Source organism: Plesiomonas sp. PI-19, from assembly GCF_021368255.1.
Taxonomy (GTDB): domain Bacteria; phylum Pseudomonadota; class Gammaproteobacteria; order Enterobacterales; family CAMTGL01; genus Plesiomonas; species Plesiomonas shigelloides.
The window spans coordinates 2,579,153-2,599,210 of record NZ_JAJNMQ010000001.1; the positions used below are offsets into that span (position 1 = coordinate 2,579,153).

Consider the following 20,058-nt stretch of genomic DNA (forward strand, 5'->3'; position numbering starts at 1 on the left):
AGCATAAAAACCAGACGTATAACACATTTTGCCTGATAAGGCAGCTCCACTTATCCCACTAAGCAGTCGGGAACACCACCAAGTACCGGTGCAGCAGCGCCATCGTCGATTTCACCCATACCCCTTGCGTTTGCCGGTGGGCATTTACAAAATCGAAACAATTCCCGTTCCCCATTACCGCGGCGCGCCTCATCACCAACGAACGCGGGAGCGGTTTTCCCAGACACAAGGATGAAATCATGCGCACACTCAAGGAATGGGGGCTGTGGCTCCTGATCGCACTGGCCGGTGCCGCCGCTTTTGGCACCTTAGCCCTGCACCGCGGGGAAAGTATCAATGCGATTTGGCTGATCACCGCAGCGGTCTCTTGCTACCTGATTGCCTACCGCTTTTACAGCCGCTTTATTGCCAATAAGGTGTTGGAGTTAAATGGCCAGCGCCTGACGCCCGCTGCGCGACACAATGATGGGTTGGATTATGTCCCGACCAACAAATGGGTGCTGTTCGGCCACCACTTTGCCGCCATTGCCGGCGCCGGCCCGTTAGTCGGACCGGTCCTGGCCGCGCAAATGGGCTATTTACCCGGTACTTTGTGGATTTTGGTCGGCGTAATGTTTGCTGGCGCAGTACAAGATTTTATCGTGCTGTTTATCTCCACCCGGCGCGACGGTAAATCGCTTGGAGAGATCATCAAAGCCGAATTAGGCCCAGTGGGCGGGGTCATTGCCTCGATTGGGATCTTAATGATCATGGTGATTTTGCTGGCGGTACTGGCGCTGGTGGTGGTGAAAGCGCTGGTTGGCAGCCCGTGGGGCAGCTTCACCATTGCTGCAACCATCCCACTGGCGGTCTTCATGGGCGTTTACATGCGTTATATTCGCCCCGGGAAAATTGCCGAAATCTCACTGATTGGTTTTGTGCTGTTAATGCTGGCGATTGTGTACGGTGAAGATGTCGCCCAAAGCAGCTTTGCCAGCTGGTTTACCCTAGATGGTAAGGCCCTGGCTTGGTCATTGATCATCTACGGTTTTATCGCCTCGGTATTGCCGGTGTGGTTGCTGTTGGCGCCGCGTGATTACCTGTCTACCTTCCTCAAAATCGGCACCATTGTCGGGCTGGCATTAGGCATCATAGTGGTGGCACCCGACATGCAAATGCCGTCCGTCACCCGTTTTATTGACGGCAGCGGGCCAGTATTTGCCGGTAACCTATTCCCGTTCCTGTTTATCACCATCGCCTGTGGTGCAATCTCCGGTTTCCACTCGCTGGTCTCCTCCGGCACAACACCGAAAATGCTGGAAAATGAAACCCATGCGCGCGCCATTGGCTATGGTGCGATGTTGATGGAATCCTTTGTCGCCATGATGGCGCTGATTGCAGCCTGTGTGCTGGAGCCGGGCGTCTATTTTGCCATGAACTCACCTGCGGCGCTGATTGGTACCACACCGCAAGAAGCGGCGGCGGCGATCAGTCAGTGGGGCTTTGTGGTCACGCCAGAAATGCTGAGCCAAATGGCGAAGGATGTGGGTGAGCAGACTATTTTGTCGCGCACCGGTGGCGCACCTACGCTGGCGGTGGGCATGGCGCATATTCTGTCGCAGGTGTTTGGTGGCGCGGGCATGATGGCGTTCTGGTATCACTTTGCCATCTTGTTCGAAGCGCTGTTTATTCTGACCACCATTGATGCCGGTACCCGCGTTTGCCGTTTTATGATCCAAGATTTGCTGGGCACCTTTTTCAAACCGCTGGGAAATACCGATTCTCTGCCGGCCAACCTGCTAGCCACTACGCTGGCGGTGAGCGGCTGGGGTTACTTCTTGTATCAAGGCGTGATTGATCCGCTGGGTGGCATCAATACCCTGTGGCCACTGTTTGGCATCGCCAACCAGATGCTGGCGGGCATGGCGTTAATTTTGTGTACCACCGTCTTGATCAAGATGAAAAAACTGCGTTTTGCGTGGATCACGGCCCTGCCTTGCGTGTGGGTACTGACCACGACCTTGTACGCCGGCTGGCTGAAGATCTTCAGTGAGAATCCAAAAATTGGTTTTCTGGCCCATGCTGAGAAATTCAATCAAGCCGCCGCCAGTGGCACCGTACTGGCCCCGGCCAAAACGTTAGAGCAGATGCAACAGGTCATTTTCAATGATTACGTGAACAGCGCCCTGAGCGCGCTCTTTATCAGTGTGGTACTGGCGATGCTGTTCTTCGGCGTACGCGCATCATTGCAAGCCATGCGCCTGCCCCACCCGAGCGCCAAAGAAACGCCGGCTCAATTTCAACATGATGCGTCATAAAAAAGCGCATTCTGAGTGATGCGAAAACGAGAGTGAGCAGCGACTCAGAATCAGAGGTGGGCGTGTTCAGCCCATCTCTGATTCACGTTACAAGAGCGATGCAAGTTAAGGAGAACACGATGCGCCAGATATCCATACCGCGGGTAAAAATACAGGCGATTTACCAACGGATGGCCGAAACGGCTCGCTTAATGGTCGGCATTCCTGACTATGCCCGTTATGCCGCCCACATGCGTGAGCAGCATCCGGAGCTACCGGTATTGAGCGAGGCGGATTTTCATCGCGCCTGCATTGATGCTCGTTATCCGGGTAAAAAAGGCAAGCTCAGTAAATGCCCGTGCTAACTCAGCATCGGACCTAGTAGCGATCAGAACCAATAACCGGCGGCGCTGAGCAGCGTGGGTCGCGCAGCTTCCAATGTCGCGGCCAATTCGGCTTGCTCTTGCTCCAACGCCGTCACACTGTTTGCCAACCACACCGGCGAGGTTTCCGCTTCATCGACTGTCGCCATGCTCACCGCCAGTAAACGGCGCTCGGTTTCCCGTGCCTGTAGGCTGGCGAGCTGCGCGCCAAAGCGTTGCACCTCGGCCATAAAAAACTGGGCCTCATCCTGCGGATAGAGCGCCGCAAAAGCCAGTGCCACTTCGTTAAAACGCTGCACTACCGGCGCCTGATCCAGATATTGGCGTACGCTCAGTGGATGTCGGCCTCCCAATCGGCTCTTCATCTCTGACCAATGTCGTCCCAGCTGGGTATCGGCAAAACGCTTCACTGGCGCGGCCAGCGCTTTTTGCCCAGCATCATCGGTAAAGCGCTGCCAAGCCCTGAACGCCAACCAGTGGTTAAAGGCCAGCAACAGCGCAGCATAACGCGGGCTCAACAGTAACTGCTGATAATGCGCCAGTGGGAACGGGCCAGTTTGCGCCTGCAACTGCTCGCGACGCCCCTCCGGCACGCTCTGATCCAACCACAACCAACGAGCACTGCCGGCCAATTGCTCTTCCAGCCACTGCATCTCTTGGCGTAAACCGGCGCTGGCTTTGCGTGGAATATAACGGCCAAACAACGTCAGCCACTGACGGATAAAGGTCAGATCATCACGCATGGCCTGTAATGCCCGCACCGCCAAAGCAGCACCCAGCTCATCAAGACGCGCGATATCCGCTTCGGCACGCTGCCAGTGGCCAAGTAAGCCAGATAGCACTTGCACAAATGCCTGCTCCAGCGTCATTTTGCGCTGCAAGGTAAACGCCGGCAGACGTGGGCAGCGCGGCTCTGACTCACCGGCAGCCAAGCGATAGCCACGCGCGGCTTTACTGTCTTGCCCTTGCCGCAGGCCGCCGAGCGCACACAGAGCCTGTGCTAGGGTAAACAAGGCGTTCGCATCGCCGCTCACCAGCTCCAGTTCAATTTCACTAATGGGGGTTTGACGCTCGCCAGCAGTAATGCTGCCCTGATCCCAAGCCAGCTCAATTTGGCTGCCATCTGCGGCAGTAACCAGCCACTGCTCACGCTCAAAATCCGTGTTAAACAGCGGCTGTAAGCTGTCTTGGATCGCCGTCAGATCCCACTGTGTCGGCCAACTGATGTCATGGCCAGCCTCACTAAAACGGGCTAACTCTGGGCTCGGCGCAGTCAACGGGACATTAAACTCTGGGCGCTGATGTAAACCGGCAACTACAGTGCCATCGGTTTTCAGGGTCTGGACATGTTGCTCGCCAATGGTGCGCACCCGTAATCCCATTCTTGCCTGACGCAAATTTTGCGCTGGCGTATCATAATAGGTATTGATCAGGTGGCGGGTACGGTGCTCGCTGGTCTGCCAATCCTGCAACAGGCGATACAGTGCCGGTTTCATCGCTGGGTCGACAATAAACTTTAACTCAATCTCAGTATTCATAACGAAAAACCAGAATTTGTCACACTTAACGGGCTATTTTTTGCAGCCGGAGCAGCAGAAATGTGCGGTTATTTGACTTCAAGCGGGTGAAGTCTGCGGTCACATACGATAACATGCGCATCCTCTGACAACTGTTGCGCAAATTAATCGCCAACAATAGGTACATTGGTTATGCCAGTTAATACTATTTTAGGTCTCTTTGCCAAGTCACCCATCAAACCTTTGGGTAAGCACTCGGATAAGGTGCACGAATGCTGTTTACAGCTGGTGCCTTTTTTTGAAGCTACTGCCCGAAATGATTGGGAACAGGCCAATAAGATCCGGGAAGAAATCTCCCAGTTGGAAAAACAGGCGGATACATTAAAACGTGAGATCCGACTGAAGCTCCCACGCGGGTTATTCTTACCGGTTGACCGTACTGACATGCTGGAATTGCTGACTCAGCAAGACAAGCTTGCCAACCGTGCTAAAGATATTTCCGGACGCGTCATCGGCCGCCATCTGCGCATCCCCGATGAAATGCACCCGGCTTTCATGAACTATCTGCAACGCTGCTTGGATGCAACCGCGCAATCCAATCGGGTCATCAATGAAATGGATGGTCTGTTGGAAACTGGCTTTAAAGGCCGTGAAGTTGCGCTGGTGGAAAACATGATCACGGAGTTGGATCACATCGAAGATGATACAGACCACCTCCAGATCCTGCTACGTCAGACGCTTTTGACGCTGGAAGATCAATTCAATCCGATTGATGTGGTGTTCCTGTACAAAACTCTGGAATGGGTGGGTGATTTGGCTGATCAGGCACTGCGCGTGGGCGCTCGCCTGGAACTGATGCTGGCTCGCTCATAACGTAGCAAAAAATAGGTACTTCAATGGAAATTTTGGCACAACACGGCTCGCTCATTGTGCTGGTCGCGGTTTTTCTTGGTCTGTTAATGGCCATCGGGATCGGCGCCAATGACGTAGCAAATGCCATGGGCACCTCAGTAGGTGCCAAGGCCGTCACCGTCAAGCAGGCTATTTTAATAGCCATGGTCTTTGAGTTTGCCGGCGCCTATCTGGCCGGTGGTGAAGTGACCCAGACTATCCGTAACGGGATCATCGAAACCTCACTGTTTACCCATGAACCACAAACCTTGGTGTTCGGGATGATGTCAGCCTTGCTGGCCGCCGGAACCTGGCTGATTGTGGCATCCGTCATGGGTTGGCCGGTCTCCACCACCCACTCGATTATCGGTGCTATCATCGGTTTTGCCTGCGTTTCAGTCGGTCCACACTCTGTGGATTGGGGCAGTGTAAAAGGGATCGTCGGCAGCTGGCTGATCACGCCACTGATTGCCGGTATTCTGGCCTACGGTATTTTTATCAGCGCCCAGCGCCTGATTTTTGATACCGAAACCCCAATGAAAAACGCTAAGCGCTATGGTCCGGTCTACATGTTCCTGACTGCGCTGGTAATTTTCTTGGTTACCATCAAAAAAGGTCTGAAGCACGTTGGTCTGGATCTGACCGATGCCGAAACCCTGCAGCTGTCGGTAATTGGCGGGCTGGTGGTAATGATTGGTGGCTACCTGTACATCAGCAGCAAAAAATTCGCCGCCAAAGCCGAATCTGAAAATGGTTTTGCCGGTGTTGAGCGCGTGTTTAGCGTGCTGATGGTGATCACCGCGTGTGCGATGGCTTTTGCCCACGGCTCCAACGATGTGGCAAACGCGATTGGCCCATTGTCGGCGATCGTGGCCGTGGTCAGCAGCGGTGGTGAACTGCACAACTCCTCACCTATTGCTTGGTGGATCTTGCCATTGGGCGCGGTAGGTATCGTGATTGGTCTGGCGCTGCTGGGGCATAAAGTAATGGCCACCGTAGGTACCGGTATTACTGACCTGACCCCAAGCCGTGGTTTTGCGGCGCAGTTTGCAACCGCCACCACCGTGGTTATCGCTTCCGGTACTGGCCTGCCTATCTCCACCACACAAACGCTGGTGGGCGCGGTATTGGGTGTCGGTTTTGCCCGTGGTATCGCGGCGTTGAACCTGGGTGTCGTGCGTAATATCGTGGCATCGTGGATCATCACACTGCCAGCCGGTGCTTTCCTGTCGATTATCTTCTTCTATCTGTTCCGCGCTATTTTCGCCTAATCGCATTTTTTGCGAGGCACTGCGCGTGTAACGATTTCGCATAATTGTCGTCAGACGCACAAAAGTCTGCTGCGGCACCCGATACGGGTGCCGCTTATTTGCGTCCGGTGCGCAAACCTTCTACTATGCACCCTTCCCGAACATGAACCAGAATGCGCAGAAATACCGACATTATGTCCAAATTAAGCACCAAAATTGCCGCCCTGCTGGTTGCAGCATTAACACTTCCCGCCTATGCCAATCAGACCCGTTATGTCTCTGATGAGCTGCAGGCGTATGTGCACTCCGGCCCGAGCACGCAATACCGAATTTTGGGCACCCTGAATGCAGGCGATGCCGTCACGCTCGATAGCGTGAATTCCGCCACTGGCTTTGCGCAGGTGACTGACAGCAAAGGCCGCCAGGTGTGGCTACCAGAAAATCAGCTCAGCGCCACGCCAAGTTTGCGTGTTCGCGTCCCTGAGCTGGAAGCGCAAGTTAAAGAGCTGACCGCGAAGCTCAGCACTATTGATGCCGATTGGCAGCAACGTACCCGTGATATGCAAGCCAAAGTCAGTCGCAGTGATAGCGATATGGCTACGCTGCAAGGGGAAAACGAACGTCTGAAAGCCGAGCTGCAACAGGCCAAAGACAAGATGCAGACCCTGAATAATCATCTGGATGCGGAAAAGCGTGAGATCCTGATGCGCTGGTTTATCTATGGTGGCGGCGTTGCCGGTGCCGGTCTGCTGCTGGGGCTGCTGCTACCGCATCTGATCCCAACTCGGCGTCGTAAAGACCGCTGGATGCGCTAATTTGCGCCGATGCCAACGTGCGCGCTAGCCGCAAACACGCTGAAGCAGATAAACGCAATAGCAACGCCGGCACATAACAATATGCGCCGGCGTTGTTCATTTTTGCGCTCATCACACCAGACTATCTGCAGCACCACCAGCTCTACGCCTCTCATCGCGGCATACAACAGTCGTTCCCTCAGCCGCGACTACCCGGCCAATCCTGCAAGGCCGGCAACGCAGCCTGCTGCCCTTTCACCGCCAACACAATTTGCTCAGGCTCAATGCGCAGCAACTGCACGCCTTTAGCTAACTGCGCGCCACTGCGATAGACCTGTCCGTTAATCCGCACCCAGCGTTTGTCCGGTGCCGACACATAATTGTGCACTTCAAAACGCAGTGATGGGATCAACGCACGCCGCGCCGCCGGCAAATGACGTAACTGCGGCAATGTCTTGGCGCTAACATCCTTCTTGGTCGAGGCGGTTGGTGACGTCGGTGCGGTTATTTCTGGCCGAGTGACCGGCATGGCGATACCCGATCTACCTGCGAACGAAGTAACAGAGCTGGATTTATCCTGTAAGGCGGCGCGAAACGCTTGCGCCAACTCCGGTGACACGCCACGCAAATCCAGTTTGTCCGGTGGCGTCAGCGCAGTATCGGTATCCGCTAGCCCACGGCTTGCCTCCTCCGATACCGCTAACGCAGAGGCGTCACTATTGGCTGCAGGCGGTCGGCGCACCGGATCGGTCGGTAACGGTGGCGTCGGTAAAATATCGGCGGCCGTGATCAAGTTATCATCCAGTGCGATACCGGCAATCGGCGGTGGTAATGCCCAGCTCTCGCGTTCTGGCGATAACGCCGACGCTAACTGCTCAGCGCTAATACGCTCCGTTTCCAGACGCGGAAAGCTTAATACCTGCGGCTGAACTAGATGATCCTCGGCCTTCGGTAATGTGGATACTGTTGGCGCTGATGCGGGCTGCGCATGGGTATTTTCAATCGTCGGTATTCGCGGCTCAATGCTAGACACCGATGAGGTTGATACCTGCGGCGTGCGAATATCTGGCCCGATACCATAACGTAAGCCAAGCCACATCCCGCTCGCCCCAAGCAGTAACAGCAATAACCGCAAGCTAAGGCGCTGATAATGGCGCTGTCGCTGCGCCAATGCGGCGGATGCGGCGGAATCCGCGGTTAATAGCGGACCGCCGGGGAGGGTCGGTAACAACGGTTCACCGGTCGGTTGGCGTCGCCGCTCTTGCTCGGCGCGGCGCAACGCCGTCAAAATGGTCGACATTATCCGTTCTCCTTCACAAGCGGCGCACGCGGCGGTTCACTGACATTCTCATTAAGTGGGCCACTCGCCACCTGCGCTAACAAGGGGCCACCATTACCCGCACTGAGCGCGATCTGCGTCAGCGGGCCAGCCATCGCATCGGCCGGTAAGCCTTGCAGTTGCTGGAACTGACGCAACCGTTGCTCGAGCTCAGCATCAAAGCGGATATTCTGTGCTACCGAAGCGGTACTTTGGTTCGCCGCCACATCACTATGACTATCCGGTGGCGGTAAGCGGCTCGCTAACCACTGCACTAAGGCGCCTTGGTCGCCACGACGGATCACACGCTGGCTCGAGGGCTCCGGCGGTCGCCACAACAGGGTAAACTCCCCATTCCAGTGCGCTTCCAGCCATGAGCGAGACACCCGCCATCGGCTCTCTCCCACCAATAGCTCCGCATCTTGGGCGGTCAAACGGTATAGCACCGCGGCATAATTTTGTTGCTGCTCTTGCAGCGATAACACCGCCGGATGATTCAACGCCGCCAGACGCGCTAAGCTGGCCGTTCCCTGATAGCAACGCAGCGCTAACGCGCTAGCGGCATGGCAATCAGCCTGCCCACTAGGTAGCTGATAGCCCCACACCTGAAACAGCACCGCCAACGCCTGCTGCGGCGTCGACGCAATGGTGCGCACACCCGAAAGAGTCTCCGACGACTCGCCGACCGCAGCGCTTGGTAGGCTTGATACGCTAGGCGCACTAAGCTCTGAAGCCGGAGGCAATGCGCTCAGATTCGGTACGCTCGCTACAGGCGCCGCAGTGGATAATGCTGTAGCCGTTACCTGCGGTGTGGATGTTGGCATTGGGGTAAGCCCAAACCAGCTGGGCTGCCATACTGCCAGCAGATAAATCGCCCCCGCACCGAGCGCTATTGTGATGGGCGCCGACAGCATCGCATTCCCAGTATTCGCTGAAGAATGACGGGTAGACAGCCAAGAGGAAAACCACAACCGTGGCAACCGAAGTGTATGCTGCCCCCGCAACTCGCGCCACGCACCGAGTACGCAGCGCCAGCCAATTTGCTGTTGCTGGTGGCCGTAAGCGCGCATCAAGCAGCGCTCCGCCAGCAAATTCAGGCAACGCGGGATCCCGCCACTGCAACGGTACAAGGCATAACCTGCTGCGCGACTAAAGGGCCAACCTTGGCCAGCCGCCACCTGCCAGCGATGCTGCAAATAGTGCAGACTTTCGTCATAACCCAGCGACGTCAGGTGATAGCGCGCCGTGATGCGCTGCGCCAATTGACGCAACACCGGTAAATCCAACATCGTAGCCAACTCGGGCTGACCGATTAAAATCACCTGTAGCAGCTTGGTTTGGCCAGTTTCCAAATTGGTCAGTAGCCGCAATTGCTCCAGCGCCGCCGGCGACAAATGCTGCGCCTCATCCACCAACACGATGGTTTTGCGCCCAGCGGCATGATTGTGCAAAAAATGGTGATGCAGTACTTCGGTAAGCTGGGCTAAGGATGCCATCGCCGGCACATGGGCGCCGAGCTCAGTGGCAATCGCCAGTAGCAGCTCTTGTGGGGTTAACAGCGGATTGAGGATCAAAGCCAACTGACACTGCGGATCGGTATGCTCCAGCATGGTACGCGCCGCCAACGTTTTACCGGTGCCCACCTCACCGGAGAGCAACACAAAGCCACCGCCATCACGCAAACCGTAAAACAGATGCACCAAGGCTTCACGATAACGCTCGCTCAGGTACAAAAAACGCGGATCGGGCACCAACGCAAACGGAGCTTCACGAAGCCCGAAAAAAGCCTGATACATGGCCTACTCCTTGTGCTGCGGCCGGTTGTCACATCCTGTCAACACAGCTTACCGGAAAGCGCTGCGATTACCATCCTCTGCGCGGATCTGGCCCGCAAACCGCGCACTGACCGGCATGTTGGCGCATAATCCGGTATACTGCACAGCAATAATCTCATCGACGCGGTGTTAAGGAGACAGGGTGCAGACATATCTGGTGGGTGGCGCAGTACGGGATCAATTGTTAGGGCTGAACGTCACCGAGCGCGACTGGGTAGTGGTTGGCGCAACGCCTGAGCAGCTGCTCGCGCAGGGCTATCAGCAAGTCGGCCGTGATTTTCCGGTATTTTTACATCCGCGCACCCATGAGGAGTATGCGCTCGCACGTACCGAACGCAAGCAAGGCCAAGGCTATACCGGCTTTGTCTGCCACGCCGCGCCCGATGTGACGCTCGAACAAGATTTACTGCGCCGCGATCTGACCATCAACGCGATCGCACAAGCAGAAGATGGCTCGCTCACTGATCCTTACGGTGGCCAACAGGATCTGCGCGATCGCTGGCTGCGTCATGTCTCCCCCGCTTTCAGTGAAGATCCGCTACGCGTATTGCGGGTGGCGCGTTTTGCCGCTCGGTTTGCCCACCTTGGCTTTCGTGTCGCACCAGAAACACTGGCGCTGATGCAGCAAATCAGTGCCAGTGGCGAGCTGACGCATCTCACCGCCGAGCGAGTGTGGAAAGAGACCGAGAAAGCCCTGAATAGCGCCGCGCCGGATGTCTACTTTGCCGTATTACGTGCTTGCGGCGCGCTGACGGTGTTATTCCCGGAGCTGGATAATCTGTTTGGGGTTCCGGCGCCCGAGAAGTGGCACCCAGAAATTGACAGCGGCATCCACACCCTGATGGCTTTACAGCAAGCCGCTCAGCGCGCTTATGGCCCCGAAGTGCGTTTTTCCGTGCTGTGCCATGACTTTGGCAAAGCCTTAACGCCGCCACAATTCTGGCCAAGCCATCACGGGCATGGCGAAAAAGGGGTACCGCTGATCCGCGAATTTTGCCGCCGTTTAAAAGTGCCGGCCAGCCATCAAGAGGCGGCCATTTTAGTCGCGCAAACCCACGGCAACCTACACAATGCCTTTGACTTGCGACCGGAAACAGTGTTGAAAATCTTTGACCAGTTGGATGTCTGGCGTCGGCCCGAACGCCTACAGTGGGCTTTAGAGGCCGCCCAAGCCGACTTTTGTGGCCGCTTGGGCTTTGAACAGCGTGCCTATCCACAAGCCGCTTACCTGCAAACGCTGTATCAAGCGGCCTTGAGCGTGGATGTCAAAGCCATCGTCGCGCAAGGGCTACGTGGGCCGGAAATCAAACATGCGGTGCAGCAACAGCGCCAACAATTGATCGCTGCCGCCAAAGAGGTCTATCCGCAGCCAGAATAATGCGTTGGCTCACCACCGACCTTTCTAGGGCTCCGCAATAAAAAAACCGGCACAAGGCCGGTTTTTTTCGTTATCTATCGAGCATCTGATTAGAATTAACCAATCACGACCCAATACACCATCGCGGCCAAAATAAAGCGATAGATGGCAAACGGCACGAACGAAATACGCTTAATCGCCGCCAAAAAGGTTTTGATCGCAATCATCGCCACCACAAATGCGGTGATAAAGCCAACCGCGAACATCGGCAAGTCAGACAGACTCAGAATGCTCCAGCTTTTCAGCAGATCTAAACCACTGGCGCCCAGCATCATCGGTACTGCCAGAATAAAGGAGTATTCCGCCGCCGCATGACGGCCCACCCCCAACAGCAAACCACCCGAGATGGTAGAGCCGGAGCGTGAGAAGCCCGGCCACAGCGCCAGACACTGGAACAGACCGATGCCAAAAGCCTGCTTGTAGCTGATCTCATCAATATTGTGCGCAGTAGTTTTCGGCTTAAAGTACTCCGCTACCAACAGCAGAACACCGCCGACCACCAAGGCATACATCACGGTTTGCGGGCCAAACAGATTGGCTTTAATCCAATCATGCACCAGCAAACCAATCACCACCGCCGGCAACATCCCCAGAATGATGTGCAATAACGTCAGGTGGCCACCGCTTTGCTGTGGCTTTTCACCAAAGTGGATCCCGATCAGGCCAAACATCCGCCGCCAGAACACCACCACCACCGCTAAAATAGAGCCGAGCTGGATAATGATCTCAAAGGTCGCCGCTTTCGGGCCTTCAAAGCCCAATAAGTGACCGACTAAGATCAAATGGCCGGTGGAAGATACGGGTAAAAATTCGGTCAAGCCTTCAACCACACCTAGGATGAAAGCAATCAGCAACTCGGTCATGAACACGCCTACCTGCGAAAATAAACAACAAAAATCAATGTATAAACATGAAAACCGATCACCTAAGCCGAGCAAAGTCATCCTCAGCAGGCCGTCAGTGACCCTTACGCGATATTACAAATCGGTGTTACGCATCGGTATGGCAGCAAACGCTGACATCCACTACCGCACAAGTATGCAAACTAGCGCGGTTCACGTCTTGCCACGCAAAGCTCACCGGCCATAAACGCTGTGCCGGATCATTAAAACGCTGCCACAAGGTCGCGAAGGAGAGCCCGTTTTGCGGATGAGTCACGTCCGGGGCCAAATCGGCCAGCGGGCGTAACACAAAGGCATACTGCAGGATATCCGGACGCGGCAAATGTGGCTTATCGCTCTGACAGAGTCGGCCATACAGCAACAAGTCCAAGTCCAGCGTGCAGCAGCCAGCATACTGTGGATCGCGTCGTCCCCAACGCTGCTCAATCGCCTGCAATGCAGCACTCACTTCACACACTGTGCGCGCCGTTTTACAACGGGCGACCAGATTGTAATAGTTTCCGCTACAAACACCCACAGCTTCGGCTTCATAAACGGGGGAAAGTTCCACCTCGGCAAAGATTTGCTGTAACTCTGCCACCCCAGCGTTGAGGTGTTTTTCGCGCTCGGTGTTACTGCCAATCCCGATGAACAGCTCCACCATCAGGCTCGCTCTCCGCGCTCGATAATCACCCCGACTTGGCGGGCATTGGCCACCGCCCCCGGTTTCGCCACTCGTAGACGTAACCAGCGGATCCCAAACCGAGACATCAGCATCGCCGCGACCTCTTCGGCCACCCGCTCAACCAGCGCAAAGCGCCCTTGTTCGATAAAGGTGGTGACCGCTTCACTGACCGCAGCATAATCCAGACAGAACGCAACGTCATCGCTTTCACCGGCCGGACGGTTATTCCATGCCATTTCGATATCGAGCACTAATTTCTGCTTAATGGTCTGTTCCCAGTCATACACCCCGATGGTAGTGATGACGTTCAACTGGTCGATAAATACGATATCCATCACGTTGCTATCCATAAAAAAGAGAGGTCGGATACCCCAAACAGCCTAATTTGCGTATTATCAATGGAATCGGCACGCTCCGATAGCCACTGCGTCAATAATTCCGGATTCTGAGGAGGCCGCCATGAGCGCTATCGCACTTGGCATGATCATTTGCGCGTATCTGCTTGGCTCCATTTCCAGCGCAATTCTGATTTGCCGGCTGGCAGGCCTGCCTGACCCACGCGAAACCGGCTCCGGTAATCCGGGCGCCACTAACGTATTGCGCCTCGGTGGCCGCTTTGCCGCCCTCGCCGTTCTGATTGCTGATGTCGCCAAAGGCGGCTTACCGGTGTGGCTGGCCTATAAACTGGATCTCGCCCCACCGGTACTGGGGATCATCGCGATCGCCGCCTGTCTCGGACACATCTACCCGATCTTCTTTCACTTTCAAGGCGGCAAAGGCGTCGCTACGGCGTTTGGGGCAATTGCCCCCATCAGTTGGGATATCACCGGCTTACTCAGCGGCACTTGGCTGATCACCTTGCTGCTGACCGGCTATTCATCCCTGGCCGCAGTGATTACCGCGCTGCTCGCGCCGTTGTACGTATGGTGGTTCCGCCCTGAGTTCACCTTTCCTGTGGCCATGCTCTCGTGCCTGATTTTGCTGCGCCACCACGAAAATCTAGAGCGCTTATGGCGCGGCCAAGAGCCGAAAATCTGGCAAAAGTTTCGTCGCCCTCGGGAGCGCGAAGAGTAATCGTCAGTGAACAGTAACCCGCCACGCAGACATCAGCGCAATAAACTATCACCGCAATAAACAGCGGTTTTCAGGCCGCTTATGCCGCGCCACTTTGGCCATCCGTCTCGCGGCTAATTACGGACCAATACGCATGAAATGCACATTGGTCCGCTGTCGCGAACATCGGCAGATCGTCGTTTAACGACCACGAACATGCCGACATTGGCGATAAAATAAAGCCCGTGACTGATTGATGCCTAACTCGCCGATCACTCGGCTAACGGCTTTAACTCATTCATCGGCCAGCGCGGACGCGCGGAGACCGACAAGTCCTGAAACTCTTTGTTTTTCAAGCGCAGCATACCGGCATAAGCAATCATGGCACCGTTATCGGTACAAAACGCGGTACGCGGGTAATACACCTCACCACCGATGCTCTGCATCATCTCCGCCAGCTGACGGCGCAACTCTTGGTTGGCGCTCACGCCACCGGCAATCACCAGACGTTTAAAGCCGGTCTCTTTCAGCGCGCGTCGACACTTAATCGCCAGAGTATCCACCACCGCTTGTTGGAACGCATGGGCAATATCGGCGCGGGTTTGCGGATCATTGCCCTCTTTGTGGATGGTGTTCGCGGCGAAAGTTTTCAGACCAGAAAAACTAAAATCCAACCCCGGACGATCGGTCATCGGGCGCGGGAACACAAAACGTCCCGGCGTGCCTTGCTCAGCCAGCTTGGCCAACAGCGGACCGCCCGGATAATCCAGTCCCATCAATTTGGCTGTTTTATCAAACGCCTCCCCAGCCGCATCGTCAATCGACTCGCCTAAAAGCTGATACCGGCCAACGCCATCAACGCGGATCAACTGGGTGTGACCACCGGAAACCAGCAGTGCCACGAACGGGAACGGTGGCGGATTGTCTTCCAGCATCGGTGCCAGCAGATGGCCTTCCATGTGGTGTACCGCCACTGCTGGTACGCCCCACGCCATGGCCAACGAGCGGCCGACGGTCGCGCCGACTAACAGCGCGCCGACCAGCCCAGGACCGGCGGTATAGGCGACGCCATCAATATCACTCGGCGTCAATCCGGCCTCTTTCAGTGCGGCCTGAATCAGGGGAACGGTTTTTTTTACGTGATCGCGTGAGGCCAGCTCCGGAACCACCCCGCCGTAATCAGCATGTAATTTTATCTGGCTATACAATTGGTTAGCCAACAGCCCGGCATTGTCGTCGTAAATTGCAACACCGGTCTCGTCACAGGAGGTTTCAATTCCTAGAATGCGCATAAGTGGCCTCAGGCTGACGTGGAAAGCCTGATATGTTATCCTGCACACTAAAATCACGCCAGCAGAACACGGTAGCGCTTTACAATCCCTATATCTTCGGATTAAAATTCCGCACCATTTTTAGTCAAGCTGGCGAATTGATAGTCAGCAGATTAACCCAATTTCCTTTGAGGTGAGAGGCATATGCCGGTAATCAAAGTACGTGAAAACGAGCCGTTCGACGTAGCTCTGCGTCGTTTCAAGCGTTCATGCGAAAAGGCAGGTATCCTGTCTGAAGTTCGCCGTCGCGAGTTCTACGAAAAACCAACTACTGAGCGTAAGCGCGCTAAAGCATCTGCTGTTAAGCGTCACGCGAAGAAGCTGGCTCGTGAAAACGCACGCCGCACTCGTCTGTACTGATGCTTTTGTGTGCTGAAACTCACGTTTCAGTACACCGCCTTCGGGCACGTCAGCGGAGTTCGGTACTGATTTATCAGAGGCGAATTTCTCACTGACAACCAGCTGTCTGCTGCAGTTCCTGCCGTTCGCGCGGAGTTTTCTCCGGACAGACAGCCGCTAACAGACTTCTGTTACAGCACAGGCCGTGCATTCCGCAAGGAACGCGCGGCTTTTGCTCGTTTATGAACTTGCTTCGTCTGACTAACCAATCATGAGGTGTCATGGCAGGTCAAATCCCCCGCGCATTTATTGATGATCTCCTGGCCCGGACTGACATTGTCGATCTGGTTGATGCCCGTGTGAAACTCAAAAAGCAGGGTAAGAACTACCATGCCTGCTGTCCGTTCCATAACGAGAAAACGCCATCGTTTACCGTCAGTGCCGAGAAACAGTTTTATCACTGCTTCGGTTGTGGCGCGCATGGCAACGCCATCGGATTTCTGATGGACTTTGATCGTCTGGAATTTGTGGAAGCGGTAGAAGAGCTCGCCAGTCAGCACGGATTAGAAATCCCGCGCGAAACCGGTAGCCATAGTCAACCGACGCAAGATCGTAAAGAGCGCCGCAGCCTGCATGAATTAATGGGGCAAGTGGCGGCCTATTACCGTGAACAACTGGTACAGCCGAAATCGGCCAAAGCCCAGCAATACCTGACCCAACGCGGCCTGTCGGCCGAAGTGATTCATCGCTTCGGTATCGGCTTTGCGCCAGATGGCTGGGATAACGTGTTGCGCCGTTTTGGTGGCAACAATCCGGCGCAACAACAAATGTTGTCGGATGCAGGTCTCTTGGTTCACAATGAAGAGAGCCAACGCACCTATGACCGCTTTCGCGAGCGGGTGATGTTTCCCATCCGTGACCGGCGTGGGCGGGTCATCGGGTTTGGTGGCCGCATCATCGGCAATGGCACACCGAAATACCTCAACTCACCGGAAACGGTGATTTTCCATAAAGGTCGCGAACTGTATGGCCTTTATGAAGCGCAGCAAACCAATCCGAAACCAGATCACTTATTGGTGGTCGAAGGGTATATGGATGTGGTGGCGCTGGCGCAGTTTGATATTAACTACGCCGTCGCCTCACTTGGCACCTCCACCACAGCAGAACATATTCAATTATTGCTGCGCAGTACCGATAACGTTATCTGCTGCTATGATGGAGATAATGCCGGTCGTGATGCGGCATGGCGAGCACTGGAAACTGCCCTGCCTTTCCTCAATGATGGCAAGCAGCTCAAATTTATGTTCCTGCCGGACGGGGAAGATCCTGATACACTGATTCGTCAGGAAGGTAAACAGGCCTTCGAACAGCGTATCGGACACGCGCTGCCGCTGTCTGAGTTTTTATTTGAAACCCTGCTGCAACAGGTGGACTTGAGCAGCCGTGACGGGAAAGCCAAACTCAGCACACTGGCCATTCCGCTGATTGATAAAGTGCCCGGCGATACCTTGCGCTTGTATCTGCGCAATATTTTGGGCCAAAAGCTCGGCATTTTGGATGAAAACCAGTTAGAGCGGTTGCTGCCCAAAGCGCAGCAAGAGCGAGTAACCCCAGCCCCACAGATTAAACGTACACCGATGCGCGTGTTAATTGGTTTACTGGTGCAAAACCCAGCGCTGGCCAGCCAAGTGCCTTCGCTAGCCGGGTTAGAGCAGCTGGATATTCCTGGCTTACCGCTGTTTATTCGGCTGGTACAAGCCTGTCAGGCGCAGCCTGGGCTGACCACGGGCCAGTTATTAGAACATTGGCGCGGAACAAAAGAAGGTCAACAACTTGAAATGTTGGCCATGTGGAACCACATGATCACTGATGAGAATGTGGCCGACGAATTTTTGAACACGCTGGATCACCTCTACAGCCAATTAGTGGAGCAACGTATGAACCAGCTGATCGCAAAAGACCGAACACACGGCTTAAGTGCCGACGAGCGCAGGGAACTTGCCCTGCTAATCACTACAGCCAAACCGGGCAATGGCTAGTAGCTAGTAGAAAAAACGCCCAACTGTTATACTTGGCGGTTTACGCCGCAGCGTACTAGTTTCTTCTTTCAGACCTTGAAGTGTGGATATCGTCTTATGGAGCAAAACCCGCAGTCGCAGCTTAAGCTTCTTGTTACCAAGGGTAAAGAGCAAGGCTACCTGACCTATGCCGAGGTCAATGACCACCTGCCGGAAGATATGGTCGACTCCGATCAAATCGAAGACATTATCCAGATGATCAACGACATGGGTATTCAGGTGCTGGAAGAAGCACCCGATGCCGATGACCTGATGCTGGCAGAAAACCTCGCGGATGACGACGCAGCAGAAGCTGCTGCGCAAGTGCTGTCCAGCGTGGAATCTGAGATCGGACGAACCACGGACCCGGTGCGCATGTACATGCGCGAAATGGGCACCGTAGAACTGCTTACCCGTGAGGGTGAGATCGATATCGCCAAACGTATTGAAGACGGTATCAACCAAGTACAGTGCTCTGTTGCAGAGTATCCAGAAGCGATTACCTATCTTCTGGAGCAATATGATCGCGTCGAAGCGGGCACCTCCCGTTTGTCTGACCTGATCACCGGCTTTGTCGACCCGAATGCCGAAGAAGATATGGCACCTACGGCGACCCACGTCGGCTCTGAGCTGTCTGAAGAGCATCTGGCGGATGAGGATCTGGATGACGACGAAGAGGAAGAAGAGAGTGATGATTCTTCCGACGACGACGGCACCATCGATCCGGAGCTGGCGCGCGAGAAGTTCACTGAACTGCGCGATCAGTATGAAGTTACCCGTTTAGCGATCAAAGCTAACGGTCGTAACCATCCGGTTACCAACGAAGAAATTCAGAAGCTGTCTGAAGTCTTCAAGCAGTTCCGTCTGGTTCCAAAGCAATTTGACCATCTGGTAAACGCAATGCGTTCCATGATGGAGCGTGTCCGTACTCAGGAACGCATCATCATGAAACTGTGTGTGGAACAGTGCAAAATGCCGAAGAAAAACTTCGTCACTTTGTTCTCAGGTAATGAAACCAATCCACAGTGGATGGAAAAAGCACTGGCCGCCGGTAAACCGTGGTCAATGCGTTTAAGTGAAGTTAATGAAGAAGTGCAGCGTTGCCTGCAAAAGATGCGTCAGATCGAAGAAGAAACCGGTCTGACTATCGAGCAGGTAAAAGATATCAACCGTCGGATGTCTATCGGTGAAGCGAAAGCGCGCCGTGCGAAGAAAGAGATGGTTGAAGCGAACCTGCGTCTGGTTATTTCGATTGCCAAGAAATACACCAACCGCGGCCTGCAGTTCTTGGATCTGATCCAAGAAGGTAACATCGGTCTGATGAAAGCGGTGGATAAGTTTGAATACCGCCGTGGTTATAAGTTCTCGACCTATGCGACTTGGTGGATCCGTCAGGCTATCACCCGCTCTATCGCGGATCAGGCGCGCACCATCCGTATTCCGGTGCACATGATCGAAACCATCAACAAGCTGAACCGTATTTCACGGCAGATGCTGCAAGAGATGGGTCGTGAGCCGAGCCCTGAAGAGCTGGCTGAGCGCATGATGATGCCAGAAGACAAGATCCGCAAAGTGCTGAAGATTGCCAAAGAGCCAATCTCCATGGAAACCCCAATCGGGGATGATGAAGATTCGCATCTGGGTGATTTCATCGAGGATACTACCCTCGAGCTGCCATTGGATTCGGCCACCTCAGAAAGCCTGCGCAACGCCACTCGCGATGTGCTGGAAGGTCTGACGGCGCGTGAAGCCAAAGTGCTGCGTATGCGTTTCGGTATCGATATGAACACCGACCACACGCTGGAAGAGGTAGGTAAGCAGTTTGACGTAACGCGTGAGCGTATCCGTCAGATTGAAGCCAAGGCACTGCGCAAACTGCGCCATCCGAGCCGCTCGGAAGTGCTGCGTAGCTTCCTCGACGAATAACATCGTCAGTCGCGTCACGCAAAGCAATAAAAAAGCCCGTCAATGACGGGCTTTTTCTTTAATCAACGTCTTTATCGGCGTCGTTCTATTTGTGCTGTTTCGGTA

Annotated in this window: 17 protein-coding genes; 10 read left to right on the forward strand and 7 right to left on the reverse strand. The window is 54.8% G+C overall.

The genetic code is table 11. The annotated features are described in order from the left end of the window. Positions 1–239: 239 nt before the first annotated feature. Both LQ901_RS11385 and LQ901_RS11390 read left to right on the forward strand, forming a co-directional pair. Positions 240–2,297: a carbon starvation CstA family protein gene (locus LQ901_RS11385; RefSeq protein ID WP_152136756.1), complete on the forward strand. Its 2,058-nt coding sequence runs from the start codon at positions 240–242 to the stop codon at positions 2,295–2,297. A gap of 119 nt (positions 2,298–2,416) precedes the next feature. After that, positions 2,417–2,641 (forward strand): YbdD/YjiX family protein, encoded by a 225-nt coding sequence (locus LQ901_RS11390; RefSeq protein WP_052181438.1) that lies wholly within the window; start codon positions 2,417–2,419, stop codon positions 2,639–2,641. A 23-nt stretch (positions 2,642–2,664) separates the two neighbouring features. Here LQ901_RS11390 and LQ901_RS11395 read toward each other — a convergent pair whose 3' ends face one another. Then, the gene (locus tag LQ901_RS11395) at positions 2,665–4,197 is read right to left on the reverse strand and encodes an inorganic triphosphatase (RefSeq protein WP_233672263.1); all 1,533 of its coding nucleotides are present in this window, start codon (positions 4,195–4,197) and stop codon (positions 2,665–2,667) included. 171 nt (positions 4,198–4,368) lie between these two features. Between LQ901_RS11395 and LQ901_RS11400 the strand changes: the two genes are divergently transcribed. The 3 genes from LQ901_RS11400 (at position 4,369) to LQ901_RS11410 (ending at position 7,132) form a co-directional block, all read left to right on the forward strand. Further along, positions 4,369–5,049, forward strand: a complete 681-nt coding sequence (locus tag LQ901_RS11400) for a TIGR00153 family protein (protein WP_010862542.1) — start codon at positions 4,369–4,371, stop codon at positions 5,047–5,049. A gap of 23 nt (positions 5,050–5,072) precedes the next feature. Continuing rightward, the gene (locus tag LQ901_RS11405; protein WP_010862543.1) at positions 5,073–6,338 is read left to right on the forward strand and encodes an inorganic phosphate transporter; all 1,266 of its coding nucleotides are present in this window, start codon (positions 5,073–5,075) and stop codon (positions 6,336–6,338) included. 173 nt (positions 6,339–6,511) lie between these two features. Next, positions 6,512–7,132, forward strand: coding sequence for a TIGR04211 family SH3 domain-containing protein (locus LQ901_RS11410; protein WP_152136114.1), 621 nt, complete (start codon positions 6,512–6,514; stop codon positions 7,130–7,132). Between the two features lie 178 nt (positions 7,133–7,310). On the opposite strand, the gene LQ901_RS11415 is transcribed toward LQ901_RS11410, so the two are convergent. After that, a complete protein-coding gene (locus LQ901_RS11415) occupies positions 7,311–8,411 on the reverse strand; it encodes a general secretion pathway protein GspB (protein WP_152136115.1) in 1,101 nt (366 codons plus the stop codon). Next, positions 8,411–10,225 carry an ExeA family protein gene (locus tag LQ901_RS11420; RefSeq protein ID WP_152136754.1) on the reverse strand — a complete coding sequence of 605 codons (1,815 nt, stop codon included), beginning with the start codon at positions 10,223–10,225 and terminating at the stop codon, positions 8,411–8,413. Before LQ901_RS11420 ends, LQ901_RS11415 begins: the two co-directional genes overlap by 1 nt. 181 nt (positions 10,226–10,406) lie before the next feature. On the opposite strand from LQ901_RS11420, the gene LQ901_RS11425 reads away from it, so the two are divergent. Further along, positions 10,407–11,642, forward strand: coding sequence for a multifunctional CCA addition/repair protein (locus LQ901_RS11425; RefSeq protein ID WP_152136117.1), 1,236 nt, complete (start codon positions 10,407–10,409; stop codon positions 11,640–11,642). Between the two features lie 95 nt (positions 11,643–11,737). Here the strand turns inward: LQ901_RS11425 and bacA are convergent, their stop codons facing one another. The 3 genes from bacA to folB all read right to left on the reverse strand — a co-directional run bounded on the left by bacA (position 11,738) and on the right by folB (position 13,582). Next, positions 11,738–12,544: an undecaprenyl-diphosphate phosphatase gene (bacA, locus tag LQ901_RS11430; protein WP_010862548.1), complete on the reverse strand. Its 807-nt coding sequence runs from the start codon at positions 12,542–12,544 to the stop codon at positions 11,738–11,740. 127 nt (positions 12,545–12,671) lie between these two features. Continuing rightward, positions 12,672–13,226: a 2-amino-4-hydroxy-6-hydroxymethyldihydropteridine diphosphokinase gene (gene folK / locus LQ901_RS11435; protein ID WP_064977191.1), complete on the reverse strand. Its 555-nt coding sequence runs from the start codon at positions 13,224–13,226 to the stop codon at positions 12,672–12,674. After that, positions 13,226–13,582, reverse strand: coding sequence for a bifunctional dihydroneopterin aldolase/7,8-dihydroneopterin epimerase (folB, locus tag LQ901_RS11440; protein WP_010862550.1), 357 nt, complete (start codon positions 13,580–13,582; stop codon positions 13,226–13,228). Before folB ends, folK begins: the two co-directional genes overlap by 1 nt. Positions 13,583–13,706: 124 nt before the next feature. Here folB and plsY point away from each other — a divergent pair, with 124 nt between their 5' ends. Beyond that, complete coding sequence (gene plsY, locus LQ901_RS11445) at positions 13,707–14,321, forward strand: glycerol-3-phosphate 1-O-acyltransferase PlsY (protein ID WP_010862551.1); 615 nt, start codon at positions 13,707–13,709, stop codon at positions 14,319–14,321. Between the two features lie 251 nt (positions 14,322–14,572). Here plsY and tsaD read toward each other — a convergent pair whose 3' ends face one another. Then, positions 14,573–15,592, reverse strand: a complete 1,020-nt coding sequence (gene tsaD / locus LQ901_RS11450) for a tRNA (adenosine(37)-N6)-threonylcarbamoyltransferase complex transferase subunit TsaD (RefSeq protein ID WP_039045929.1) — start codon at positions 15,590–15,592, stop codon at positions 14,573–14,575. Positions 15,593–15,775: 183 nt separating this feature from the next. On the opposite strand from tsaD, the gene rpsU reads away from it, so the two are divergent. The 3 genes from rpsU to rpoD all read left to right on the forward strand — a co-directional run bounded on the left by rpsU (position 15,776) and on the right by rpoD (position 19,953). Further along, entirely contained in the window at positions 15,776–15,991 is a 216-nt protein-coding gene (gene rpsU, locus LQ901_RS11455) for a 30S ribosomal protein S21 (RefSeq protein ID WP_010862554.1), read from the forward strand. 260 nt (positions 15,992–16,251) lie between these two features. Then, the gene (dnaG, locus tag LQ901_RS11460; RefSeq protein WP_233672264.1) at positions 16,252–18,009 is read left to right on the forward strand and encodes a DNA primase; all 1,758 of its coding nucleotides are present in this window, start codon (positions 16,252–16,254) and stop codon (positions 18,007–18,009) included. 96 nt (positions 18,010–18,105) lie between these two features. After that, the gene (rpoD, locus tag LQ901_RS11465) at positions 18,106–19,953 is read left to right on the forward strand and encodes an RNA polymerase sigma factor RpoD (protein WP_010862556.1); all 1,848 of its coding nucleotides are present in this window, start codon (positions 18,106–18,108) and stop codon (positions 19,951–19,953) included. The last annotated feature ends 105 nt before the right edge of the window (positions 19,954–20,058 follow it).

Bases quoted from the DNA above. Each gene is read 5' to 3' on its own strand.
- LQ901_RS11385 (WP_152136756.1), top strand. From the start codon at position 240: ATGCGCACACTCAAGGAATGGGGGCTGTGGCTCCTGATCGCACTGGCC.
- LQ901_RS11390 (WP_052181438.1), top strand. From the start codon at position 2,417: ATGCGCCAGATATCCATACCGCGGGTAAAAATACAGGCGATTTACCAA.
- LQ901_RS11395 (WP_233672263.1), bottom strand. From the start codon at position 4,197: ATGAATACTGAGATTGAGTTAAAGTTTATTGTCGACCCAGCGATGAAA.
- LQ901_RS11400 (WP_010862542.1), top strand. From the start codon at position 4,369: ATGCCAGTTAATACTATTTTAGGTCTCTTTGCCAAGTCACCCATCAAA.
- LQ901_RS11405 (WP_010862543.1), top strand. From the start codon at position 5,073: ATGGAAATTTTGGCACAACACGGCTCGCTCATTGTGCTGGTCGCGGTT.
- LQ901_RS11410 (WP_152136114.1), top strand. From the start codon at position 6,512: ATGTCCAAATTAAGCACCAAAATTGCCGCCCTGCTGGTTGCAGCATTA.
- LQ901_RS11415 (WP_152136115.1), bottom strand. From the start codon at position 8,411: ATGTCGACCATTTTGACGGCGTTGCGCCGCGCCGAGCAAGAGCGGCGA.
- LQ901_RS11420 (WP_152136754.1), bottom strand. From the start codon at position 10,225: ATGTATCAGGCTTTTTTCGGGCTTCGTGAAGCTCCGTTTGCGTTGGTG.
- bacA (WP_010862548.1), bottom strand. From the start codon at position 12,544: ATGACCGAGTTGCTGATTGCTTTCATCCTAGGTGTGGTTGAAGGCTTG.
- folK (WP_064977191.1), bottom strand. From the start codon at position 13,226: ATGGTGGAGCTGTTCATCGGGATTGGCAGTAACACCGAGCGCGAAAAA.
- folB (WP_010862550.1), bottom strand. From the start codon at position 13,582: ATGGATATCGTATTTATCGACCAGTTGAACGTCATCACTACCATCGGG.
- plsY (WP_010862551.1), top strand. From the start codon at position 13,707: ATGAGCGCTATCGCACTTGGCATGATCATTTGCGCGTATCTGCTTGGC.
- tsaD (WP_039045929.1), bottom strand. From the start codon at position 15,592: ATGCGCATTCTAGGAATTGAAACCTCCTGTGACGAGACCGGTGTTGCA.
- rpsU (WP_010862554.1), top strand. From the start codon at position 15,776: ATGCCGGTAATCAAAGTACGTGAAAACGAGCCGTTCGACGTAGCTCTG.
- dnaG (WP_233672264.1), top strand. From the start codon at position 16,252: ATGGCAGGTCAAATCCCCCGCGCATTTATTGATGATCTCCTGGCCCGG.
- rpoD (WP_010862556.1), top strand. From the start codon at position 18,106: ATGGAGCAAAACCCGCAGTCGCAGCTTAAGCTTCTTGTTACCAAGGGT.